Annotated in this window: 11 protein-coding genes; 7 read left to right on the top strand and 4 right to left on the bottom strand. The window is 71.2% G+C overall.

Annotation, left to right across the window (positions count from 1 at the left end; translation table 11 throughout):
• Positions 1-2 precede the first annotated feature (2 nt).
• The 3 genes from ACIHIX_RS25850 to ACIHIX_RS25840 all read right to left on the bottom strand — a co-directional run bounded on the left by ACIHIX_RS25850 (position 3) and on the right by ACIHIX_RS25840 (position 4,777).
• Entirely contained in the window at positions 3-2,084 is a 2,082-nt protein-coding gene (locus tag ACIHIX_RS25850; RefSeq protein ID WP_399960005.1) for a DUF4139 domain-containing protein, read from the bottom strand.
• Positions 2,085-2,182: 98 nt separating this feature from the next.
• Entirely contained in the window at positions 2,183-3,937 is a 1,755-nt protein-coding gene (locus ACIHIX_RS25845; protein WP_399960003.1) for a protein kinase, read from the bottom strand.
• Between the two features lie 219 nt (positions 3,938-4,156).
• Positions 4,157-4,777, bottom strand: a complete 621-nt coding sequence (locus tag ACIHIX_RS25840; protein ID WP_399960001.1) for a TetR/AcrR family transcriptional regulator — start codon at positions 4,775-4,777, stop codon at positions 4,157-4,159.
• 36 nt (positions 4,778-4,813) lie between these two features.
• Between ACIHIX_RS25840 and ACIHIX_RS25835 the strand changes: the two genes are divergently transcribed.
• A complete protein-coding gene (locus ACIHIX_RS25835) occupies positions 4,814-5,611 on the top strand; it encodes an alpha/beta fold hydrolase (RefSeq protein ID WP_399960000.1) in 798 nt (265 codons plus the stop codon).
• A gap of 137 nt (positions 5,612-5,748) precedes the next feature.
• On the opposite strand, the gene ACIHIX_RS25830 is transcribed toward ACIHIX_RS25835, so the two are convergent.
• The gene (locus tag ACIHIX_RS25830; protein ID WP_399959998.1) at positions 5,749-8,454 is read right to left on the bottom strand and encodes a hypothetical protein; all 2,706 of its coding nucleotides are present in this window, start codon (positions 8,452-8,454) and stop codon (positions 5,749-5,751) included.
• A 244-nt stretch (positions 8,455-8,698) separates the two neighbouring features.
• Between ACIHIX_RS25830 and ACIHIX_RS25825 the strand changes: the two genes are divergently transcribed.
• The 6 genes from ACIHIX_RS25825 (at position 8,699) to ACIHIX_RS25800 (ending at position 17,398) form a co-directional block, all read left to right on the top strand.
• Entirely contained in the window at positions 8,699-9,733 is a 1,035-nt protein-coding gene (locus ACIHIX_RS25825; RefSeq protein ID WP_399959996.1) for a LacI family DNA-binding transcriptional regulator, read from the top strand.
• A gap of 452 nt (positions 9,734-10,185) precedes the next feature.
• The gene (locus tag ACIHIX_RS25820; RefSeq protein ID WP_399959994.1) at positions 10,186-11,280 is read left to right on the top strand and encodes an ABC transporter substrate-binding protein; all 1,095 of its coding nucleotides are present in this window, start codon (positions 10,186-10,188) and stop codon (positions 11,278-11,280) included.
• A gap of 81 nt (positions 11,281-11,361) precedes the next feature.
• A complete protein-coding gene (locus ACIHIX_RS25815) occupies positions 11,362-12,921 on the top strand; it encodes a sugar ABC transporter ATP-binding protein (RefSeq protein WP_399959992.1) in 1,560 nt (519 codons plus the stop codon).
• Positions 12,914-13,876 carry an ABC transporter permease gene (locus ACIHIX_RS25810; RefSeq protein WP_399959990.1) on the top strand — a complete coding sequence of 321 codons (963 nt, stop codon included), beginning with the start codon at positions 12,914-12,916 and terminating at the stop codon, positions 13,874-13,876. The genes ACIHIX_RS25815 and ACIHIX_RS25810 overlap by 8 nt, the downstream gene beginning before the upstream one ends.
• Positions 13,873-14,907 carry an ABC transporter permease gene (locus tag ACIHIX_RS25805; RefSeq protein WP_399959988.1) on the top strand — a complete coding sequence of 345 codons (1,035 nt, stop codon included), beginning with the start codon at positions 13,873-13,875 and terminating at the stop codon, positions 14,905-14,907. The genes ACIHIX_RS25810 and ACIHIX_RS25805 overlap by 4 nt, the downstream gene beginning before the upstream one ends.
• Positions 14,908-15,034: 127 nt before the next feature.
• Positions 15,035-17,398: an AbfB domain-containing protein gene (locus ACIHIX_RS25800; protein ID WP_399959986.1), complete on the top strand. Its 2,364-nt coding sequence runs from the start codon at positions 15,035-15,037 to the stop codon at positions 17,396-17,398.
• Positions 17,399-17,470: the final 72 nt, after the last annotated feature.

Here is a 17,470-nt window from a genome sequence, read left to right as displayed (position 1 = left end):
TGTCAGCTCCTGCGGTTGCCGCCGACCAGGGCCTTCGCGGCCGGGATGCGGATCTCATAGCCGCCGCGGCGGGCGGCGGTGCCTCCGGCGGGCAGGTCCACGCGCCACACGCGCGTGCCGGGGTCGGGGTCGTCGGCGGAAGCGGTGTCCTCGGGGGCCGTCCAGTCGGCCTGTTCCTCGATGCGGATGTCCGCCTCGGCGGCGGTCGGTACTTGTTCGCGGACTTCGACGGTGACGGGCTCGCCCAGGGTGTTGGCCAGTTCCACATGGACGCCGTGGGCGAGCACGGTGACGTTGTTGCGCAGCCCGGCCGTGGACTCCTTGAGGCTCGTGCGGCGGGTGACCCGGATGCTCTCGGCCGGCCCGAGACCCATGCGCCGGGCCGCGCCCGGGGCGAGGGTGGGCAGCGCGGCACTCACCACGAAGTCGTCGTCCACCCGGACCTCGACGGGACCGGCCAGGAGTGCCTGCTCGGTGGCGTTGGACAGCACCAGTGCCGCGTACACCCGCTGCTCCACCGACGGCACACAGACGTACTCGGTCCGCAGACCGACCGGGATCCGGCCGACGGTGACGGTGTGCCAGGTGCCGTCCGAGGGCACGTCGACGCGGGCGACGGCGTCGTAGCGATGGTCGAAGGAGCCCGCCGACGCACGAGGCCGCACGGCGTGTGCGGGCAGGGGCAGCGCGGCCACCGCCTCGGCCCGTCGACGGTGCTCCACGGCCACCGCGTCGAACGACGGGGCGGGGAACAGCCTTCCCCTGCGTGCTCCCGGCTCCTCGGGGCCGTTGAGGACGAGCGCGGCGTAGTCGAGTTCGGCGCCGCTGGGCTGCGGCGGGCCGACGGGTGGGGCAGGCGGCGCCGGGGGTGGAGCCATCATCCCCGGGGGAGCCATCAGCGCGGCCGCGGGGGCCGCCTGGGGCGCGGCGGCGAGGGTGGCCCTCCTCGGTTGCGCCGCTTGCGCGGACGCGACCGGTGCCGGGAGGCCGCCAGGGGCCGGGGGTGCCGGGGGCATGCCGCCGTACGCCGGACGCGCGGGCGGGACGGGCACACCGGCCGTGCCCACGGAGGGGGGAACGGGCGGGAGGGCAGGTCCCTCCGGGCCGGCGGACCGAAGGGCCGCGCCGACGGGGACAGGGGCGGTGGCCGCAACCGGCCGGGGCCCTGCGGAGTCGTACGCCGTGAAGAGGTCGGCGAGCCCGGCGGGCGGCTCACGCCAGCCGGACGGCTCGGGGGCGGGCTGGCGGCGGCCGATGCGCAGCGAGCGCAGTCTCGGCAGCTCCGCGGCGCGCCCCAGGTCGGCGGTGGCCAGGGCGATCCGTACGCCGGTCCAGTCCTCACCGGTGCGCTGGGCCACGCCGGCGCGCAGCACGAGGGTGCCGCTGTCGTCGCCCTGACGGCAGGTCAGGCGGTAGGCGGGCACCCACACGGCGCCCGGGACGCCGTACTCGATCTCCAGGCCCACCTCTCCGGTCCCGCCGTCGAGGGTCACGGCCGCGCAGACCGTGGTGCGCACCTGCCCGGACGCTGCGGCGGTGGACGCGCGGTCGCAGCGATCAGCGGCGACGGCCAGGTCGTGTTCGAGGCGGCGCAGCTCCTCCTCGGATTCGGCGAGGCGCTCGTGCAGGCGCGTCAGCCGCTCGTCGACGAAGTCCGCGAGCGTCAACCATGCCTCGGCAGGGGTACTGCGGTGGTGATCGGGGTCGTCGCGCCTGCGCGGCGGCGGAACCGGACGGAGTTCGGTGATCTCCTTGATCCGGACCAGGAGCCGCTCGTGCTGCCCCCGGGCCGCGGCGCAGGCGTCCTTCAGGCGGTCCCTCTCCCGCCGCAGCCCGTCAGCCGTGTCGCCGTCGGCAGGCTCGGCCTCCACCTCGACGCGTACCGAGGTGACCCGTGCACCGGAGTCACCCGTGACCCGGGCCCGCACGGAACCCGGGTCCACCGTGCGCGGCAGCCCCGTCACCAGTACGCGGCCGTCGGCCGGAACCGTTCCCTGCGCCAGCCGGCTGCACAGCGCGCCCTGCGCGTAGACCACCACCGCGTCCAGAGCCGACGCCCACCGCGGCACCCCTTCGGACTTCATGCACTCAGCCCCCGTCATGTCCGTGCGGGCGAAGCCTAACGTCCATCGAGGGTCACGACCGGGACTCGCGGCATGGACTCGGCGTTGACCGCAGGGTGCTACTCGGTGCCGCGCAGGGCGACCCAGGTGTTGTGTGCCACCACTCCGTCGGCATCCAGGCCCCGGTCGCTCTGGAACGCCTGCACCGCGGTCTGGGTGCCGGTCCCGAACTCCCCGTCGACGCCCGTGCTTCCGACGCCGTACCCGCGCTTGGTCAGCATGCACTGCACCTGTTGGACGCGTCTGCCGGTGTCACCGAGGCGGGTGCGTCCGCTGCCGGTGTAGTAGGTGCACTCGGAGAGCCAGGGAGCGGTGCCCGTGGAGATGGACGTGGTGGGGGAGGGGGAGTCGGCGGGGGACGCTGTGGGAGAGGGAACGCCGTCAGTCGGGTCCGTGTTGGGTTCGGCGGAGCGCTGGGCCTCGCGCTGCGAAGTGGCCGTCTCCGTCCCGCTGTCGAGGTCCTCGGCCACTGCGCCGTCGACGTCCGGGCGGGTCAGCCCGCCGGTGCCCGAGGGCCCGGGGGTGGACGAGCGGCCCCCGGGCACGGTCGAGATGTCGCCGCCGGAGCGGGCGCCGACTTCCGGACCGTGGGTGGTCGCGGACCGCTCCCCGGGAATGCTCCAGAAGACCGCCGCAGCCAGGACACAGGCCGAGAGCGATGTGGCGGCGATCCATAACGCCCTCCTGCCGCGCGAGGACGAAGCCCCGGCCCGGTCCGGCGACCCCGACGGTGCTGTCGCCGGGCCGTGTTCGATCGGCACCGGCGGCGCCACAGGGGCTGGAACAGGGCTGGTCACCCGTGCTGAGGCGGGGACGACCGGCGACCACAGACTGGTCAGGGTCGCCACGGGCAGGCGGCGCAGTGTCTCGTACGCCTGTTGCCGGGCGAGCAGGTTGGCGCCCAGCGGCTCGGGCCAGGCGGCAGGCGTCGTACGTGTCGCGGCGGCGTCGATCAGTTCCTGCGGGGTGGGCCGCTCTGCGGGATCCTTGGCCAGGCAGGCGGTCAGCAACCGGCCCAGGTCCGGATCCGCCGCCGAGATCTCGCCGATCACCTCGGGATTCGCGTTCTCGTACGCCACCCGGTGCATGACGTCGACGCCCGTGCCGTCGCCGAACGGCGCGCGCCCGGTGGCCGCGTAGACCAGGGTCCCGGCCAGCGAGAACACGTCGGACCGGATGTCGGAGCGGCCTTCCTTGAGGTGCTCGGGCGACATGTACGCGGGAGTTCCGACGCGATTGCCCGTACCGGTGAGCGCACTGGCGTCGGCGGCCTTGGAGACCCCGAAGTCGATCACGTGGGCGCCGTGGACGGACAGCAGGACGTTGGACGGCTTGAGGTCCCGGTGCACGATGCCTTCGGCGCTGAGCCCCTCCAGGGCCTGCCCGAGGTCGGCCACCAGTCGCCAGACGGCGTCCGTCGGCAGGGGTGTGTCCTCGCGTACGGTCTCGGCCAGGTCGAAGCCGGGCACGTAGTCGGTGGCCATCCACAGCAGGTCGTCGTCGAAGCCCGTGCCGCACAACCGAGGCGCGTACGGCATGCGCAGTCGGGCGTGCACCTCCGCTTCCCGTTCGAAGCGGCGGCGGAATCTGGGGTCCTCCGCGTACTCCGGCCTGATCACCTTGACCGCGACCAGACCGGGGTCGTCCTGCGCGGGGCGCGCCAGATAGACCCGTCCCATACCGCCGCTGCCGAGCAGCGCCACGGGCACCCAGGGGCCGACCCGTCGCGGGTCGCCGGGCCGCAGCGGCGCGGCACCGGTCCGCCGCAGCGCCGCACCCGCGTCGTCCGCCCGCTGCGGCTGCTGTCCCGACAAGAAATCCCCCGAAGTCGCTTTCGGCGTACGCCAGTTCGTTTGTGGTGGAAGAGGAGGCTAACCCAGCCCGCCCACGCGTTCAGCGATTCGATGACTTCGGTCCCACGGAGGCGTTCGGTGCGGGCCTGGGCAGGTGTTCGGGCACTGCCGGTGGTTCCAGCCGGACGGATGTGGAACCGGCCGACGGGTCGAGAGCGGACGTGACGCGGATGGTGCGGGTCAGGACGTCGGTGACATGAGTTGTCGGCGGATCACGTCGTGGGCAAGTCGCGCCGTCGCGAGCAGGTCCTCGCGAGCCGTGTCGACGGTGGATCGCACCGACAATCCGTGCCAGACGCATTGGACGAGCCCGGTCAGGACCGCTGCGTCGGTGCCCGCGGCCAGTTCCCCGTCCTGGATCGCCTGTTCGATGCGCGCGAGGAGGGCCTGCTCGTTCGAGCTGTGCAATTCGGCGACGTAGGCGCTGGTATCGAGCGTGCTAGTGCTGTCGGTCATCACGGCGCTGCTGATGAGACATCCGGGGTGCGTGCTGCTCGGCTGGGTGAACTCGTGGACCGAGTCGGTGAGGATGCGTTCGATGACCGTGCGGACGTGCTTCTCGGCGACAGCCTGTTGGTAGATCTCGCGGTAGCGCTCGCCGTAGGTGCGCACCGCTTCCTCGAACAGTCCGGCCTTGTTGCCGAAGGCCGCGTAGAGGCTGGAGGTGGAAAGCCCGAGGGTCGCGGTCAGGGTGCGGGTCGAGGTACCCGAGTAGCCGCGTCGCCAGAAGAGGCGAGCGGCGTCGAGGACCGCACGGTCGCGGTCGAAGGCCCGGGGGCGTCCACGGTTGCGTTCGGTCACGCTTGCATTGTAGATCGTTCGCTCCATAATGAATTTGTGGAGCGAACGATTCAGAAGAAGCTGTCGGTCGGCGGGGGCAGTTGGGTCACGGTTGATGTGTACGGGGAGCCGGATACTCCGGGCCTCGTCGTCGTCCCGGGGGTGATGAGCGATGCGCATACGTGGCGCCATGTGGCGGGCGCCATCGACGCTTGGCCCTCCGTGGTGGTCGTGAACCGTCGCGGCCGTGCCCCCTCGGGGCCGTTGACCGATCTGTACTCGCTGCGGACAGAGGTGGAGGACCTCGGCGTGGTCCTCGACGAGTTCAACGGCACGAGAGCTCTCTTCGGCTGGAGCTACGGCGGGTTGATCGCCTTGCTGGCCGCCGACGAGAGCCCGGTTCACCAACTGATCGCCTATGAGCCGGTGCTGGAACCGTTCGGACGCCATGCGCTGCCGGACCTGAAGACGGCAGCGGAGACGGCGGACTGGGATCGCTGCGTCGAGATCGTCAATCGGCGGATCTCCGGCTTCTCCGCAGCGCATGTCGACAACCTTCGAGCCGATCCTCTCAGTTGGGCGATATTGCGTCGCTTGAGCGAACCGCTGTACGCCGAACTCGCGGCGCTCAATGCGACACCGCCTCCGGACCTGATGGCACGGCGGGCAGGCCAAGTCGACCTGATCATCGGCCGGCGCAATCGCGGAACGGCCCCCTACGGAACGACGTTCGACCACGTGCGGCAGCACCTCGCGCACGCCGGAGTCCACGAACTCCCCGACCAGGGCCACCTGGCGCACATCCAGGCACCGGCAGAGCTGGCCCGCCTGCTCAACAGGCTCGTCGCCGTCTGATGGGCAACCATGTCAACGCGCCGCTCTCCCTTGAGGGTCGCAGGCGATTTCTAGCGATGCATGTCACCTCCCCCTCGGCGGACACCCCCCGCGGCGACACCCGGGCGGACCGTCACCGACGTCATGACCCCGTGCCCCTAGACGATGCCGGAGTCGGTGGTCCCCGGGCACCGAGTCGGTTGCGCATCCCGGGTGTTGTCTCCAGGCGGGGCCAGGTGATGTTGCAGTTCGAGATGGCGGAACTGGTACACGGCGCCGACCCTGCGGAGAACCGCTCGGTGTTCGTGAGCATCCGTCAGGAACTCCGTGAGGCGGAACGGGATGCGGTGGCGGACCGCCAGGTAGCCGCGGGTGAGGGCGTAGGGCCAGCAGGCGGTTCGACTCATGGCGGCGGCGAGCCCCACGGCGAGTCCGCCGGTGGCGAGGGCCAGGCAGTAGACGGCGGACCGGGCGGCCGCAGGGAGCGGGGCGAGCAGGTGGGTGCTGTCGGGCTCGACGGGAAAGCCGGCCAAGGGGTCCCTGGCGACCAGGAAGGTCAGCGCGCTGGGTGCGGCGAGTGCGAGTCCCGCGAAGAGGGCCGTGAGCAGGGCGAGATGACGGAAGGCCGTACGGTCCTGGCGCAGGAGGAGGCCGGGCGCGGCGGCGGTGGCCGCGTCGGCCGGGCGGGCTCGCACCGCGGCGGCCAGTCCGAGGCCGAGCCCGTCGAGCGCGCAGTACAGGACATAGCGGATGGGGCCGTCGACGAGAGCGTGCTGGTCGCCCGCCAGGAGTGCGGCGGGGTAGTCCATGAGGAGCAGGGCCAGTCCGAAGGCGGGCCCAGTGGTCAGCCCGATGGCGATGGTGCGCGGATCGAAGGACCAGCGAAGCCGGGTGGCCGGGGCAGGACGGTGGGTGTCCGGGCGCCTGGCGGCCGACCCGAGCAGGCCACCGGCGGTGGCATAGACGGCGGCGTTGACCAGGGCGACGGACCAGGCGGTGACCGCGCCGAGCCATGCGAAGGGGAACCACAGGGCCGAGCCGGCCGCCAGACCGCGCAGACACATGCCCCTGTCCCAGGTCCAGGAGGGCGCCGGAGGAGGGGAGTGGTAGGGCCGGTCCGTGCGGGCTCCGACGACACTGCCGACCAGCCCGCCGGCGAATCCGAAGGCGAGCCCGCCGAGCGGAACGTAGTCGGAGGGAAAGCGTGGTCCCGCCGCCGCGGGGTCGACCAGCCAGAAGGCCACCGCACTGGCGGTCGTGGAGGTCACCCCCGCGGTCATGGCCGCGCCGATGTCGCAGGCGAGACCCGCCGCCATGCCGGCGATCAACGCCGCGGGCGCTCCCGCCACCCACCAGAGGTGTGTGTCGCCGGTCAGGCTGGTGCGGACGTAGGCGGCCAGGAGCGCCGCGGCCCAGGAGACCAGTCCCAGCACAACGCCTGTGGAGTGGGAAACGAGCCGGGGCGGCAGGGCGGATCGCAGCCGCCACCATGCCAAGTCCGTGCTGCCACCGTCGAGATGGCGCAGATGGGCGGCGAGGAAGCGGAAGGTGCGGGTGGCGGTGCTGTTGTCCCACTGGCAGGGGCGACGTGGGCGCGGGCGGTAGGCGGCGGGTACGGCCGCGGCCAGCAGATGCCGTTCGACGTCCTGGCGTCGGGGCAGGCGGGCGCGGTCGCACAGCTCGGCCGGATCCGGCAGGGCCGTGAGAGCCTCACCGGGGCGGGCGTTGTAGACGGCGGAGGCCAAGGACAGCATCAGCGGCGTGGACAGCGAAGCCGCCAACGGTGAACGTGCGGGGCAGTCCAACTGCTCAAGTACCGGTCGCCAACGGGCTTCGACCGCCCCGTCCGAGCAGTCGGAGCCCTGCACCAGATATTCGCCGATCGTGCGCTGGTCCAGAGGGCACAATTCCACCGCGGGGGCGGCAGCCAGCCGTACCGCAAGCCGGTCGACGGGGCGTGCGGTGGCGACGTAGGCGTCCCTCCGGCTGGCGAGCACTACCGCCTGGCCGGGCGGCAGAGTCGCGTTGAGCTCGTCGAGGGCCAGGGCCCAGGTCTGTGGGGGCATCTCGTCGAACCCGTCCAGCAGGGGGACGATCATTCCCGCCTCGATCAACGCCCGCGCACCGGCGTCCTGCCCTTCGGACACCGCCTCGCCGGCGCCCAACATCGGGTAGTCACCGGCGAGTTGTCCTACCAGCCACGCGTCGAAGGGCAACTGAGCGGGGTCCCAGGACGCCAAGGGCACCAGCACGGGAACCGGGCCTCCCGGCTCGCGGGTCTCCAGCAGGCCCAGAAGCAACCGGATCAGCAACACCGTCTTGCCGGACCCCGGTTCCCCCAGCACCACCAGGCGCCGGGTCGGGACGCGCCGCAGGAACACGTCCGTGATCTCACCGTCCCGCCCTGCCAGGTCCGTCGGTTCCCGCGCCCACCCCTCCGGGCTCCCCGGCGACCCTCCCGGCCAGCCACGGGCGGTGCGGCCGAGCAGCTGCCACGGCCCGCTCAGCGCGGGCGGGGCGGCCCGCCAGGAGACCGCGAGCGCATAGGGGACGGTGACCCGTCGCGCTGTCAGTTCGGCCATCCACTGCCCCCGCACCTCGATGGCCAACCGGTCCGCTGTCGCAGCGAGATCACGGGCGCCGGCCGGGAGGAGCGTCGGGCTGCTGTTGCGGAAGGCGGCCCACGACAGATACATCCCGCCCACCGACGGCAGCGACGCCGTGACCGTCCCGGCCACCGGCAGCCCGAACCGCCAGCTCACCCACACCGCCCCCGCCAGGCCGGCCACCGTCAGCGCCAGATACATCCACCCGTCACGCCGCCGCCCGACCGCCACTGCTCCGCCCGGCCCCCTGATCGCCATACCCGCTTCCTACCGGCCGCCGCGGCCGACGACCGCCGAGCACCTGCGCCTTCACCCGAACGTGGGTCACGCGTGCCGTGGCGCAGGAACCTTCGCAGCGCCCGAGTCGTCCTCCTTGTCAGCCTGGCGATAACGCCTGTATAACGTTGTAAAAGCTCATGTACGGGGACTCCGGCACGGCTCATGGTGAAGACTCCGTACCCTTACCGGTCACTTCGGCCGGGACGCTGGTGAAGGGAAGGCCGTGCGGGTCAGCCTCAAGGACGTTGCCGCGCACGCTGGGGTCTCGATCAAGACCGTCTCCAACGTGGTGAACAACTACGAGCACGTCACACCGGCCATGCGGGAGCGCGTCCAGGAGTCGATCGACGCACTCGGCTACCGGCCCAACCTCACCGCTCGACATCTGCGCAAAGGACGCACCGGCATCATCGCGCTCGCGCTGCCCGAACTCGGCAACCCCTATTTCGCCGAGCTGGCCGCGGCCGTCATCGACGCCGCCTCCGCGCACGACTACATCGTGCTGCTGGATCACACCGGAGGCCTGCGCGAGCAGGAGGTGCTGGTCAGCCAGGGCTTCCGGGCGAGAGTGATCGACGGCCTCATCCTCAGCCCCATCGAGCTGGAGACCGAGGATCTGCGTGACCGGGCGGAGAACGTCCCCCTGGTGCTGCTCGGCGAGCGGGACTACGCCCTGCCGTACGACCACATCGCCATCGACAACGTCGCCGCCGCCCGCGCCGCGGTACGGCACCTCGTCGGTCTGGGGCGACGCGAGGTGGCGTTCATCGGCGCGCGGCGAGGACGCAGCGAACCCGCGCAACTGCGCATCCGCGGCTGGCGCGAGGAACTGTCCGCCGCGGGACTCCCGGCCGACGACGGGCTGGTCGCGGCCACCGACGGCTGGGGTCACATGGACGGGGCGACGGCCATGGCCCGCATCCTGGAGTCGGGCCGGCGTCCGGACGCGGTCTTCGCCTACAACGACCCGATGGCCATCGGTGCGATGCGCGTGCTGCATGAACGCGGGCTGCGGGTGCCCGAGGACATCGCGGTCGTCGGCTTCGACGACGTGGTCGAGGGACGGTTCGGCGCGGTGACGCTGACGTCCGTGTCGCCGGACAAGGGAGCCATCGGCCGGCTCGCGGTCGAGTCGGTACTGGCCCGCCTGGGCGGTGACACGCCGCCAGAACCCCGCCGGGTGTGGGCGGACTACCGCCTGGTCGAACGGGAGAGCACGCTGGGCCGGGCCGCACCGGACGGCGCCCGCCAGGGGTGATGTGCGGCGCGTGGACGGGCTTCGGGTAGCTCGTCTGCGATGTTCCGGGTGGGCCTTTCTCTGCCCAAAGCGAGCCTTACGCAGGGGCGTTGCGATCAGCAATGAACGGGCAGGTCGACGGCCGTCTCCGTCGCGCCACATGCCTGCGGCGCGACGTCGTCCCTCAATGCCGGTGCTCTGGACTGCTGTTGAGGCTGGCGCTCCGCAACGCGCGCACCAGGTGCGGCCGTTGTGATCGCCGTGGCCGTCGAGGGTTCGGCCGCCGCGGTGTGCACAGGGGGTTTACAGCGTCCTTCCAACGATGTAAAAACCTCTGTGCGGCGGGTCGAACAGCAGAATCCGCCGGGGGAGAAGCGCCACCCTGCTCGACGTTCCTGCTCGACCTGTGCTCGGCCTCAGCTCGCCCACCACCTCCCCAGTTCCCCTTCAGCGTCGCCCGGATCGGGGTCACCATGCAGCGCACCGCACATCGCCGTCGCCTCCTCGCCCGTCCAGTGGTCGTCTCACTGGCCGCGGCGGTGGCACTGACCGCAACCTCCTGCGCCAAGTCGGAGGACGACGCGTCGAACGACTCCTCCAGCTCGGCCGCCGCGGACTCGGAACAGAAGGTCGCCTCGCCCGCACCGGACGCCAAGACCTGCACCATCGATGCCTACGGCGCCGAGAAGCTCGACCTCAAGAACGCCACCGTCGGCTTCTCCCAGTCGGAGAAGGCAGCCAACCCGTTCCGCATCGCCGAGACACAGTCCATCAGGGACGAGGCGAAGAAACGGGGCGTCAAACTGCTGACGGCCAACGCCCAGTCGCAGTTCTCCAAGCAGATCAGCGATGTGCAGGACCTGCTCGCCAAGGGCGTCGACCTGCTGGTCATCGCGCCGCTGAACTCCGACGGCTGGGACCCGGTCCTCCAGGCCGCCGCGGCCAAGAAGGTCCCCATCGTCACCATCGACCGCAAGATCAACGCCACCGCCTGCAAGGACTACGTCTCCTTCATCGCCTCCGACTTCGTCGAGCAGGGCAAGCGCGCAGCCGACCAGATGATCGAGGCGACCGGCGGCAAGGGCGAGGTCGCGATCCTGCTCGGCGCCGCGGGCAACAACGTCACCACCGAACGCACCAAGGGCTTCAAGGACCAGCTCGCCGCGAAGGCACCGGACCTGAAGGTCGTGTTCGAGCAGACCGGTGACTTCGCCCGCGAGAAGGGCCAGCAGGTCACCGAGCAGCTCATCCAGTCCAAGCCCGGCATCAAGGGGATCTACGCCGAGAACGACGAGATGGGCCTCGGTGCCGTCGCCGCGCTGAAGGGCGCCGGCAAGAAGGCCGGCGACGTCGAGATCGTCACCGTCGACGGCACCCGGAACGCGGTCCAGGGCATCGTGGACGGCTGGATCAGCGGGGTCATCGAGTCCAACCCGCGCTTCGGACCGCTGGCCTTCCAGACCCTGGACACCTTCACCCAGGGCGAGAAAGTGGCCCAGGACATCGTTATCGAGGACGGCGCCTACACCGCGGACAACGCCAAGGGCGACCTCGGCAAGGCCTACTGACGGATCCCGGGGCCCGGTCGGCCGGGCCCCGCGCGCCTTGCCGGCTCCCGCTGTCCCTTCCACGCACTCTGGAGGCACAACGTGGCACCCACCGCCGAAGTCCTCGCCGTCCGCGGACTCAGCAAGACCTTCCCCGGCGTCCGGGCCCTGGACGACGTCGACCTCACCCTGCACGCGGGTGAGGTCCACGCCCTGATCGGCGAGAACGGCGCCGGCAAGTCGACCCTCATCAAACTCCTCACCGGCGTCTACCGACCCGACGGGGGCGAGCTCCTCTACCAGGGCCGCACGGTCTCCTTCGCCACTCCGCTGGAGGCGCAGAAGGCGGGCATCTCGACCATCTACCAGGAGGTCAACCTCATCCCGCTGCTCAGCGTCGCCCGCAACCTGTTCCTGGGCCGCGAACCACGCGACCGCTTCGGCCTGCTGGACATGACACGCATGAACCAGCAGGCGGAGGAGACGCTGCGCACCTACGGGGTGCGGGTGGACGTCCGCCGCCCGCTGCGCACCCTCGGCGTCGGCGCCCAGCAGATGGTCGCCCTGGCCCGAGCCGTAGCCACCGACGCACGGATCGTCATCATGGACGAGCCGACCTCCTCCCTCGAACCCCGAGAGGTGGAAACCCTCTTCACCGTCATCCGCCGCCTGCGCGACGCGGGCATCGCCGTCGTCTACGTCAGCCACCGCCTCGACGAGCTGTACGCCGTGTGCGACACCGTCACCGTGCTGCGCGACGGCCGACGCGTCCACCACGGCGACCTGTCCCGACTCGACCGTATGTCCCTCGTCTCGACGATGCTCGGCCGGGACCTCGGAGAGGTCCGCACGGAGGGCCTGACCAAGTTCACCGGCGACCACAGCGCCACTGACACCGAACCGGTCCTGGAAGCACGCGAACTGACGGCCCCTCACCAACTGCACGACGTGTCGCTGACCATCCGGCCCGGCGAGGTCGTCGGACTGGGCGGGCTGCTCGGATCGGGCCGCACCGAGACCGCCAAGGCCATCGCCGGTGCCCTGCCCACCCGTTCGGGCACGGTCACGGTCGCCGGTGTGCCGCTGCGCACGGGATCCACCCCGGCCGCCCTCCGGGCCGGCGTCAGCCTGCTGCCCGAGGACCGCAAGAGCGAGGGCATCGTCCCGGGCCTGTCGGTGCGCGAGAACATCGCCCTCGCCGTACTGCCGCGCCTGTCCCGCTTCGGCCTGGTCTCCGAGACCCGCGTCGACGCCGTCGTGGACACCTTCGTCCAACGGCTGCGCATCAAGGCCTCCTCGCCGCAGCAGAAGGTGGGCGAACTCTCCGGCGGCAACCAGCAGAAGGTGCTCCTCGCCCGCTGGCTCGCCATGCACCCCAAGGTGCTCCTCCTCGACGAACCCACCCGGGGCATCGACGTCGGCGCCAAGGCCGAGGTGCAGAAACTCGTCGACGAACTCGCCGCCGACGGCCTGGGCGTCCTGCTCATCTCCTCCGACCTGGAGGAACTGATCGAAGGGTCCGACCGCGTGGTCGTACTGAAAGACGGCGCCGTCGTCAGCGAGTTGACCGGCGGCGACGTCACCGAGGAGAAACTGATGCGCGCCATCGCCGGGGACCCCTCCGCGCGCGACACCCGCGAGGAGGCCGCCGCCGATGGCTGAAGCCGCCCTGCGCACCGTCCCGTTCGACAAGAACCGTGTCCTGCAATGGCTCCAGACCTACGGCGTCTACGCCGGGGTGGGAGCGCTGCTCGTCGTCAACGTCGTCATCACCCCGCACTTCCTGTCCGCGGAGAACTTCCGCACCCAGGCCGTCCAGGTCGCCCCCGTCATCATCGTCGCCCTCGGCATGGCGCTGGTCATCGGCACGGAGGGCGTCGACCTGTCCGTCGGCGCCGTGATGGCGCTGGCCGCCTCCGTCACGGCTCTCTACCTCGGCTACGGCCTGCTGCCCGCCCTCCTCGCCGTCGCCCTTTTCGCGTCCGGCGTCGGGCTGGCCAACGGCGCGCTGGTCGCGGTCATCGGTGTCCAACCCATCGTCGCCACGCTGGCGTTGATGGTCGGCGGCCGGGGACTGGCCCTCGTGCTGCTGCCGCAGCTCAAAGACCTGCGCAACCCCGGCCTTGCGTCCCTGGGCTCGGGCGATGTCATGGGCGTGCCGTATCTGATCCTGATCGCCGCCGGGCTCGCACTGCTGGTCGCGTTCGTCGTCCGCCGCACCACGTTCGGACGCCAGCTGCTGGCCGTCGGCGACAGCCGCCCCGCCGCCCAGCTCGCCGGCCTGCCCGTACGGCGCGTCCTGATCGTCGTCTACGTGGTCAGCGCGCTCCTCGCGGCCGTCGCGGGCGTCCTGGCCACCGCCAGGCTCCAGGCCAGCGACCCGACCTCGCTGGGCAACCTGATGGAACTGTCCGCGATCACGGCCGTGGTGGTCGGCGGCACCCCGCTGACCGGCGGACGCGTCAACATCGCCGGAACCGTGGCCGGAGCCGTCCTCATCCAGCTCCTGACCGCCACGCTCATCAAGCACGACCTGCCGCCGTCCTGGACACAGATCGCGCAGGCCGTGGTGATCGTCGCCGCGGTCTACGCGGCGCGGGGACGGGGGAAGCGATGACCACGACCGGGACGGACGCACCCGTGACCACCGCGAGCAACGAACCCGAGGAGGCCACCGAGCCGGTGGGCCCCGCCCGCTCCGAGCGACTGAGCGCACTGACCCAGCAGCACGGAGCCCTGGCCGTCCTCGTGCTCGTCTCCCTGGTGGCGTCGTTCTCCTTCGACACCTTCGCCACCGGCGACAACCTCGGCAACATGGCGACCAGTTCCGCCTTCCTCGCGATCGTCGCCCTCGGCATGACCTTCGTCATCATCACCGGCGGCATCGACCTCTCCGTCGGCTCCCTCTTCGCCCTGGGCGGCGTCCTGGCCGCCTGGGGCTCCCGCCACGGCACCCTGGTGGCGCTGCTGCTCCCGCTCGCGGTCTGCGGCCTCATCGGCGCCGTCAACGGCCTGCTCGTCGCCCGGTCCCGGCTGGCGCCCTTCATCGTCACCCTCGCCGCCATGCTGGGCGCCCGCGGGCTGATGCTGGCACTGACCGACGAGGGCGCCGACACCTACCTCATCGCCAAGGGCTCGGTGCTCGCCGAACTCGGCCAGGGCAAGACCCTCGGCCTCGGCAACCCCGTCTGGATCACCCTCGCGCTGTTCGTCGCCGGTGCCGTCGTCCTGCGCCGCACCCGCTTCGGGCAGCACGTGTACGCGGTCGGCGGCAACGAGGACGCGGCGGCTCTCATGGGCGCCCCGGTGGCCCGCACCAAGATCCTCGTCTACACCCTGTCCGGGCTCCTGGCGGGCCTGGCGGGCGCGTTGAACGCCGCCTGGCTGGCGTCCGGGGTCACCATCCTCGGCTCCGGCATGGAACTGGAGGCCATCTCCGCCGTCGTCATCGGCGGCACCCTGCTCACCGGCGGCCTCGGCTACGTCAGCGGCTCGCTGGTCGGGGTGCTGCTGCTGAAGGTCATCCAGAACGTCATCAACCAGATCGGCTCCCTGGACTCCTCCTACCAGCAGGTCGTCAGCGGCGCATTCCTGGCCGTCGTCGTCATCGCCCAGACCTGGCTGGGCCGCAGACGGCAACTGATGTGACAGACCCCGGACGGCGGCAGGGCCCCGCAAGCCTGCCGCCGCCTCCGGTTCCAGGCGGTCGGACGCCCACGCCCCGGCCGCCTTTCGCACGCGCACGTCTCCCCGCCCCACCACCCAAGGAGTCACGATGCGTCGAGTACCCGTGCAGCAGAGGCAGTTGGCCCGGCTGAGACACCGCCTGCGGTGGACGACCACCGTGCTGGCCGCGCTCGCGACGTTCGCCGCACTGGCACTGACGGCCACCGGGACCGCCACCGCCGCCGCGCAGGCGTGGACGCCCAAGCCGTCGCCGATGACCACCCCGTGGACCAATCAGGTCCCCACCGACACCCCCCTGCCCGAATATCCACGGCCCCAGCTGACCCGCCCCGACTGGGCCAACCTCAACGGCATCTGGGACTTCGCGGTCACCTCCGCCGACGCCGGCCGGCCCGCCTCGTTCACCGAACAGATCCGGGTCCCCTTCGTCGCCGAGTCCGCCCTCTCCGGCATCCAGCGCAAGATCACGCAGAACGACAAGCTCTGGTACAAGCGCACCTTCACGGTCCCCGCCGACTGGAACGGGCGCCGCGTACAGCTCAACTTCGGTGCCAGCGACTGGCGGACCACCGTCTGGGTCAACGGCGTCCAGGCGGGCGCGGTGCACAACGGCGGGTACGACGCCTTCTCGTTCGACATCACGAGCCTGCTCAACGGCGGCACCAACACGGTCGTCGTCTCGGTCTGGGACCCCACCGAGACGGGCAACCAGGCCATCGGCAAGCAGCGCATCCGTGACGTCGCCCCGCACTCCGGCGGAGGCATCTTCTACACCGCGGCCTCCGGCATCTGGCAGACGGTGTGGCTGGAGCCCACCGCCTCCGCCGCCGTCACCCGCCTCGACCTGGTCCCGGACCCTGCCAACAGCAGACTGAAGGTCACCGTCCGCGGCACCGGCATCAACGGACACCAGGCCCGCGTCACCGTGACCACCGGCGGCACCACCATCGGCACGGCCGTCGGCGCCGTCGGCAGCGAGTTCACCGTCCCCGTCCCGAGCCCCCACCTGTGGACCCCGGACTATCCGTTCCTGTACGACGTCAAGGCCGACCTGCTCTCCGGCGCGACCGTCGTCGACTCGGTCGGCAGCTACACCGGCATGCGCACCATCGGCCTCGCGAGCGTCGGCGGCCATCTTCGGCCCGTCCTCAACGGCAAGTTCGTCTTCCAGACCGGCACTTTGGACCAGGGCTACTGGCCCGACGGCATCTACACCGCGCCCACCGACGCGGCACTCCGCCACGACCTGCAAAAGCACAAGGATCTGGGCTTCAACATGGTCCGTAAGCACATCAAAGTGGAGCCGCAACGCTGGTTCTACTGGGCCGACCGGCTCGGCCTGCTGGTGTGGCAGGACATGCCCGCCATGGACACCCGCACCCCCGACAGCGCCGCCCGCACCCAGTGGGAGGCCGAGTACGACCGCATCGTCGACCAGCACCGCAGCTCACCCTCGCTCGTCGTCTGGGTCAACCAGAACGAGGGCTGGGGGCAGTACGACCAGGCCCGTATCGCCAACGAGGTGAAGGCGTACGACCCTTCACGCCTCGTCGACAACATGAGCGGCGTCAACTGCTGTGGAGCCGTCGACGGCGGCAACGGCGACCTCCTCGACCACCATGTCTACGTCGGGCCCGGCACCACGGTGCCCAGCACCACCAGAGCCGCCGTGCTCGGCGAGTTCGGCGGACTGGGCTACAAGGTCTCGGGCCACGAGTGGTACCCGGGCGGCGGCTTCAGCTACGAGGACCAGCCGAGCCAGACCAACCTGAACAACCGTTTCGTGGGCCTGATCGACGCCATCCGCCAGGTCCGTATGCCCCGCGGGCTGTCCGCGTCGGTCTACACCGAGATCACCGACGTGGAGAACGAGGCCAACGGCCTGCTCACCTACGACCGTCAGGTCGTCAAGGTCGACGAGGCCCGGGTACGCGCCGCGAACCGGGCCCTGATCGACGCCTCCCAGGGCACCACCACCCCGGCCACCCTGCCCACCGGCCAGTACAAGTCCCTGCGCGTGACCACCCCCGGCTACACCGACCGGTACGTCCGTCACCAGGACGGCGCGGTCTTCACCGCGGTCGTGGGCAGCGGCAGCGACGCACTGCTCAAGAACGACGCCACCTGGAAGATCGTCCCCGGCCTGGCGAACAACACGTGCTACAGCTTCGAGTCCCGCAACTACCCCGGCGAGTACCTGCGCCACCGCGACTACCGCGTCTACAAGGAGTCCGGCACGACCGACGTCTTCCGCGCCGACGCCACCTTCTGCCCCGTCCCCGGCGCGAACGGTGGCGTCCGCCTGTCCGCCTACAACTTCCCCGAGCAGTATCTGCGCCACTACAACGCCGAACTGTGGCTCGCCACGCCGGGCGGCGCCCACACCTACGACAACCCCGCCCTGTTCACGCAGGACACGACCTGGTCGGTGGACGCGCCCTGGGCGCCGTGACCGCCGTCCGACGTCGTGCGGCGGCCCCGGCCACGGGAGTTGGACTCCCGTGGCCGGGGCCGGCCCGTGCGG

It is taken from the genome of Streptomyces sp. NPDC051913, from assembly GCF_044593635.1.
Classification (GTDB): Bacteria; Actinomycetota; Actinomycetes; order Streptomycetales; family Streptomycetaceae; genus Streptomyces.
The sequence above is the reverse complement of the archived record's forward strand: the minus strand, read 5'-3'. Positions and strand labels throughout refer to the sequence as shown.

What these genes read in the sequence shown, in the direction of transcription:
- ACIHIX_RS25830 (WP_399959998.1), bottom strand. Translation starts at nt 8,454, where the DNA reads ATGGCGATCAGGGGGCCGGGCGGAGCAGTGGCGGTCGGGCGGCGGCGT.
- ACIHIX_RS25800 (WP_399959986.1), top strand. Translation starts at nt 15,035, where the DNA reads ATGCGTCGAGTACCCGTGCAGCAGAGGCAGTTGGCCCGGCTGAGACAC.
- ACIHIX_RS25805 (WP_399959988.1), top strand. Translation starts at nt 13,873, where the DNA reads ATGACCACGACCGGGACGGACGCACCCGTGACCACCGCGAGCAACGAA.
- ACIHIX_RS25820 (WP_399959994.1), top strand. Translation starts at nt 10,186, where the DNA reads ATGCAGCGCACCGCACATCGCCGTCGCCTCCTCGCCCGTCCAGTGGTC.
- ACIHIX_RS25810 (WP_399959990.1), top strand. Translation starts at nt 12,914, where the DNA reads ATGGCTGAAGCCGCCCTGCGCACCGTCCCGTTCGACAAGAACCGTGTC.
- ACIHIX_RS25850 (WP_399960005.1), bottom strand. Translation starts at nt 2,084, where the DNA reads ATGAAGTCCGAAGGGGTGCCGCGGTGGGCGTCGGCTCTGGACGCGGTG.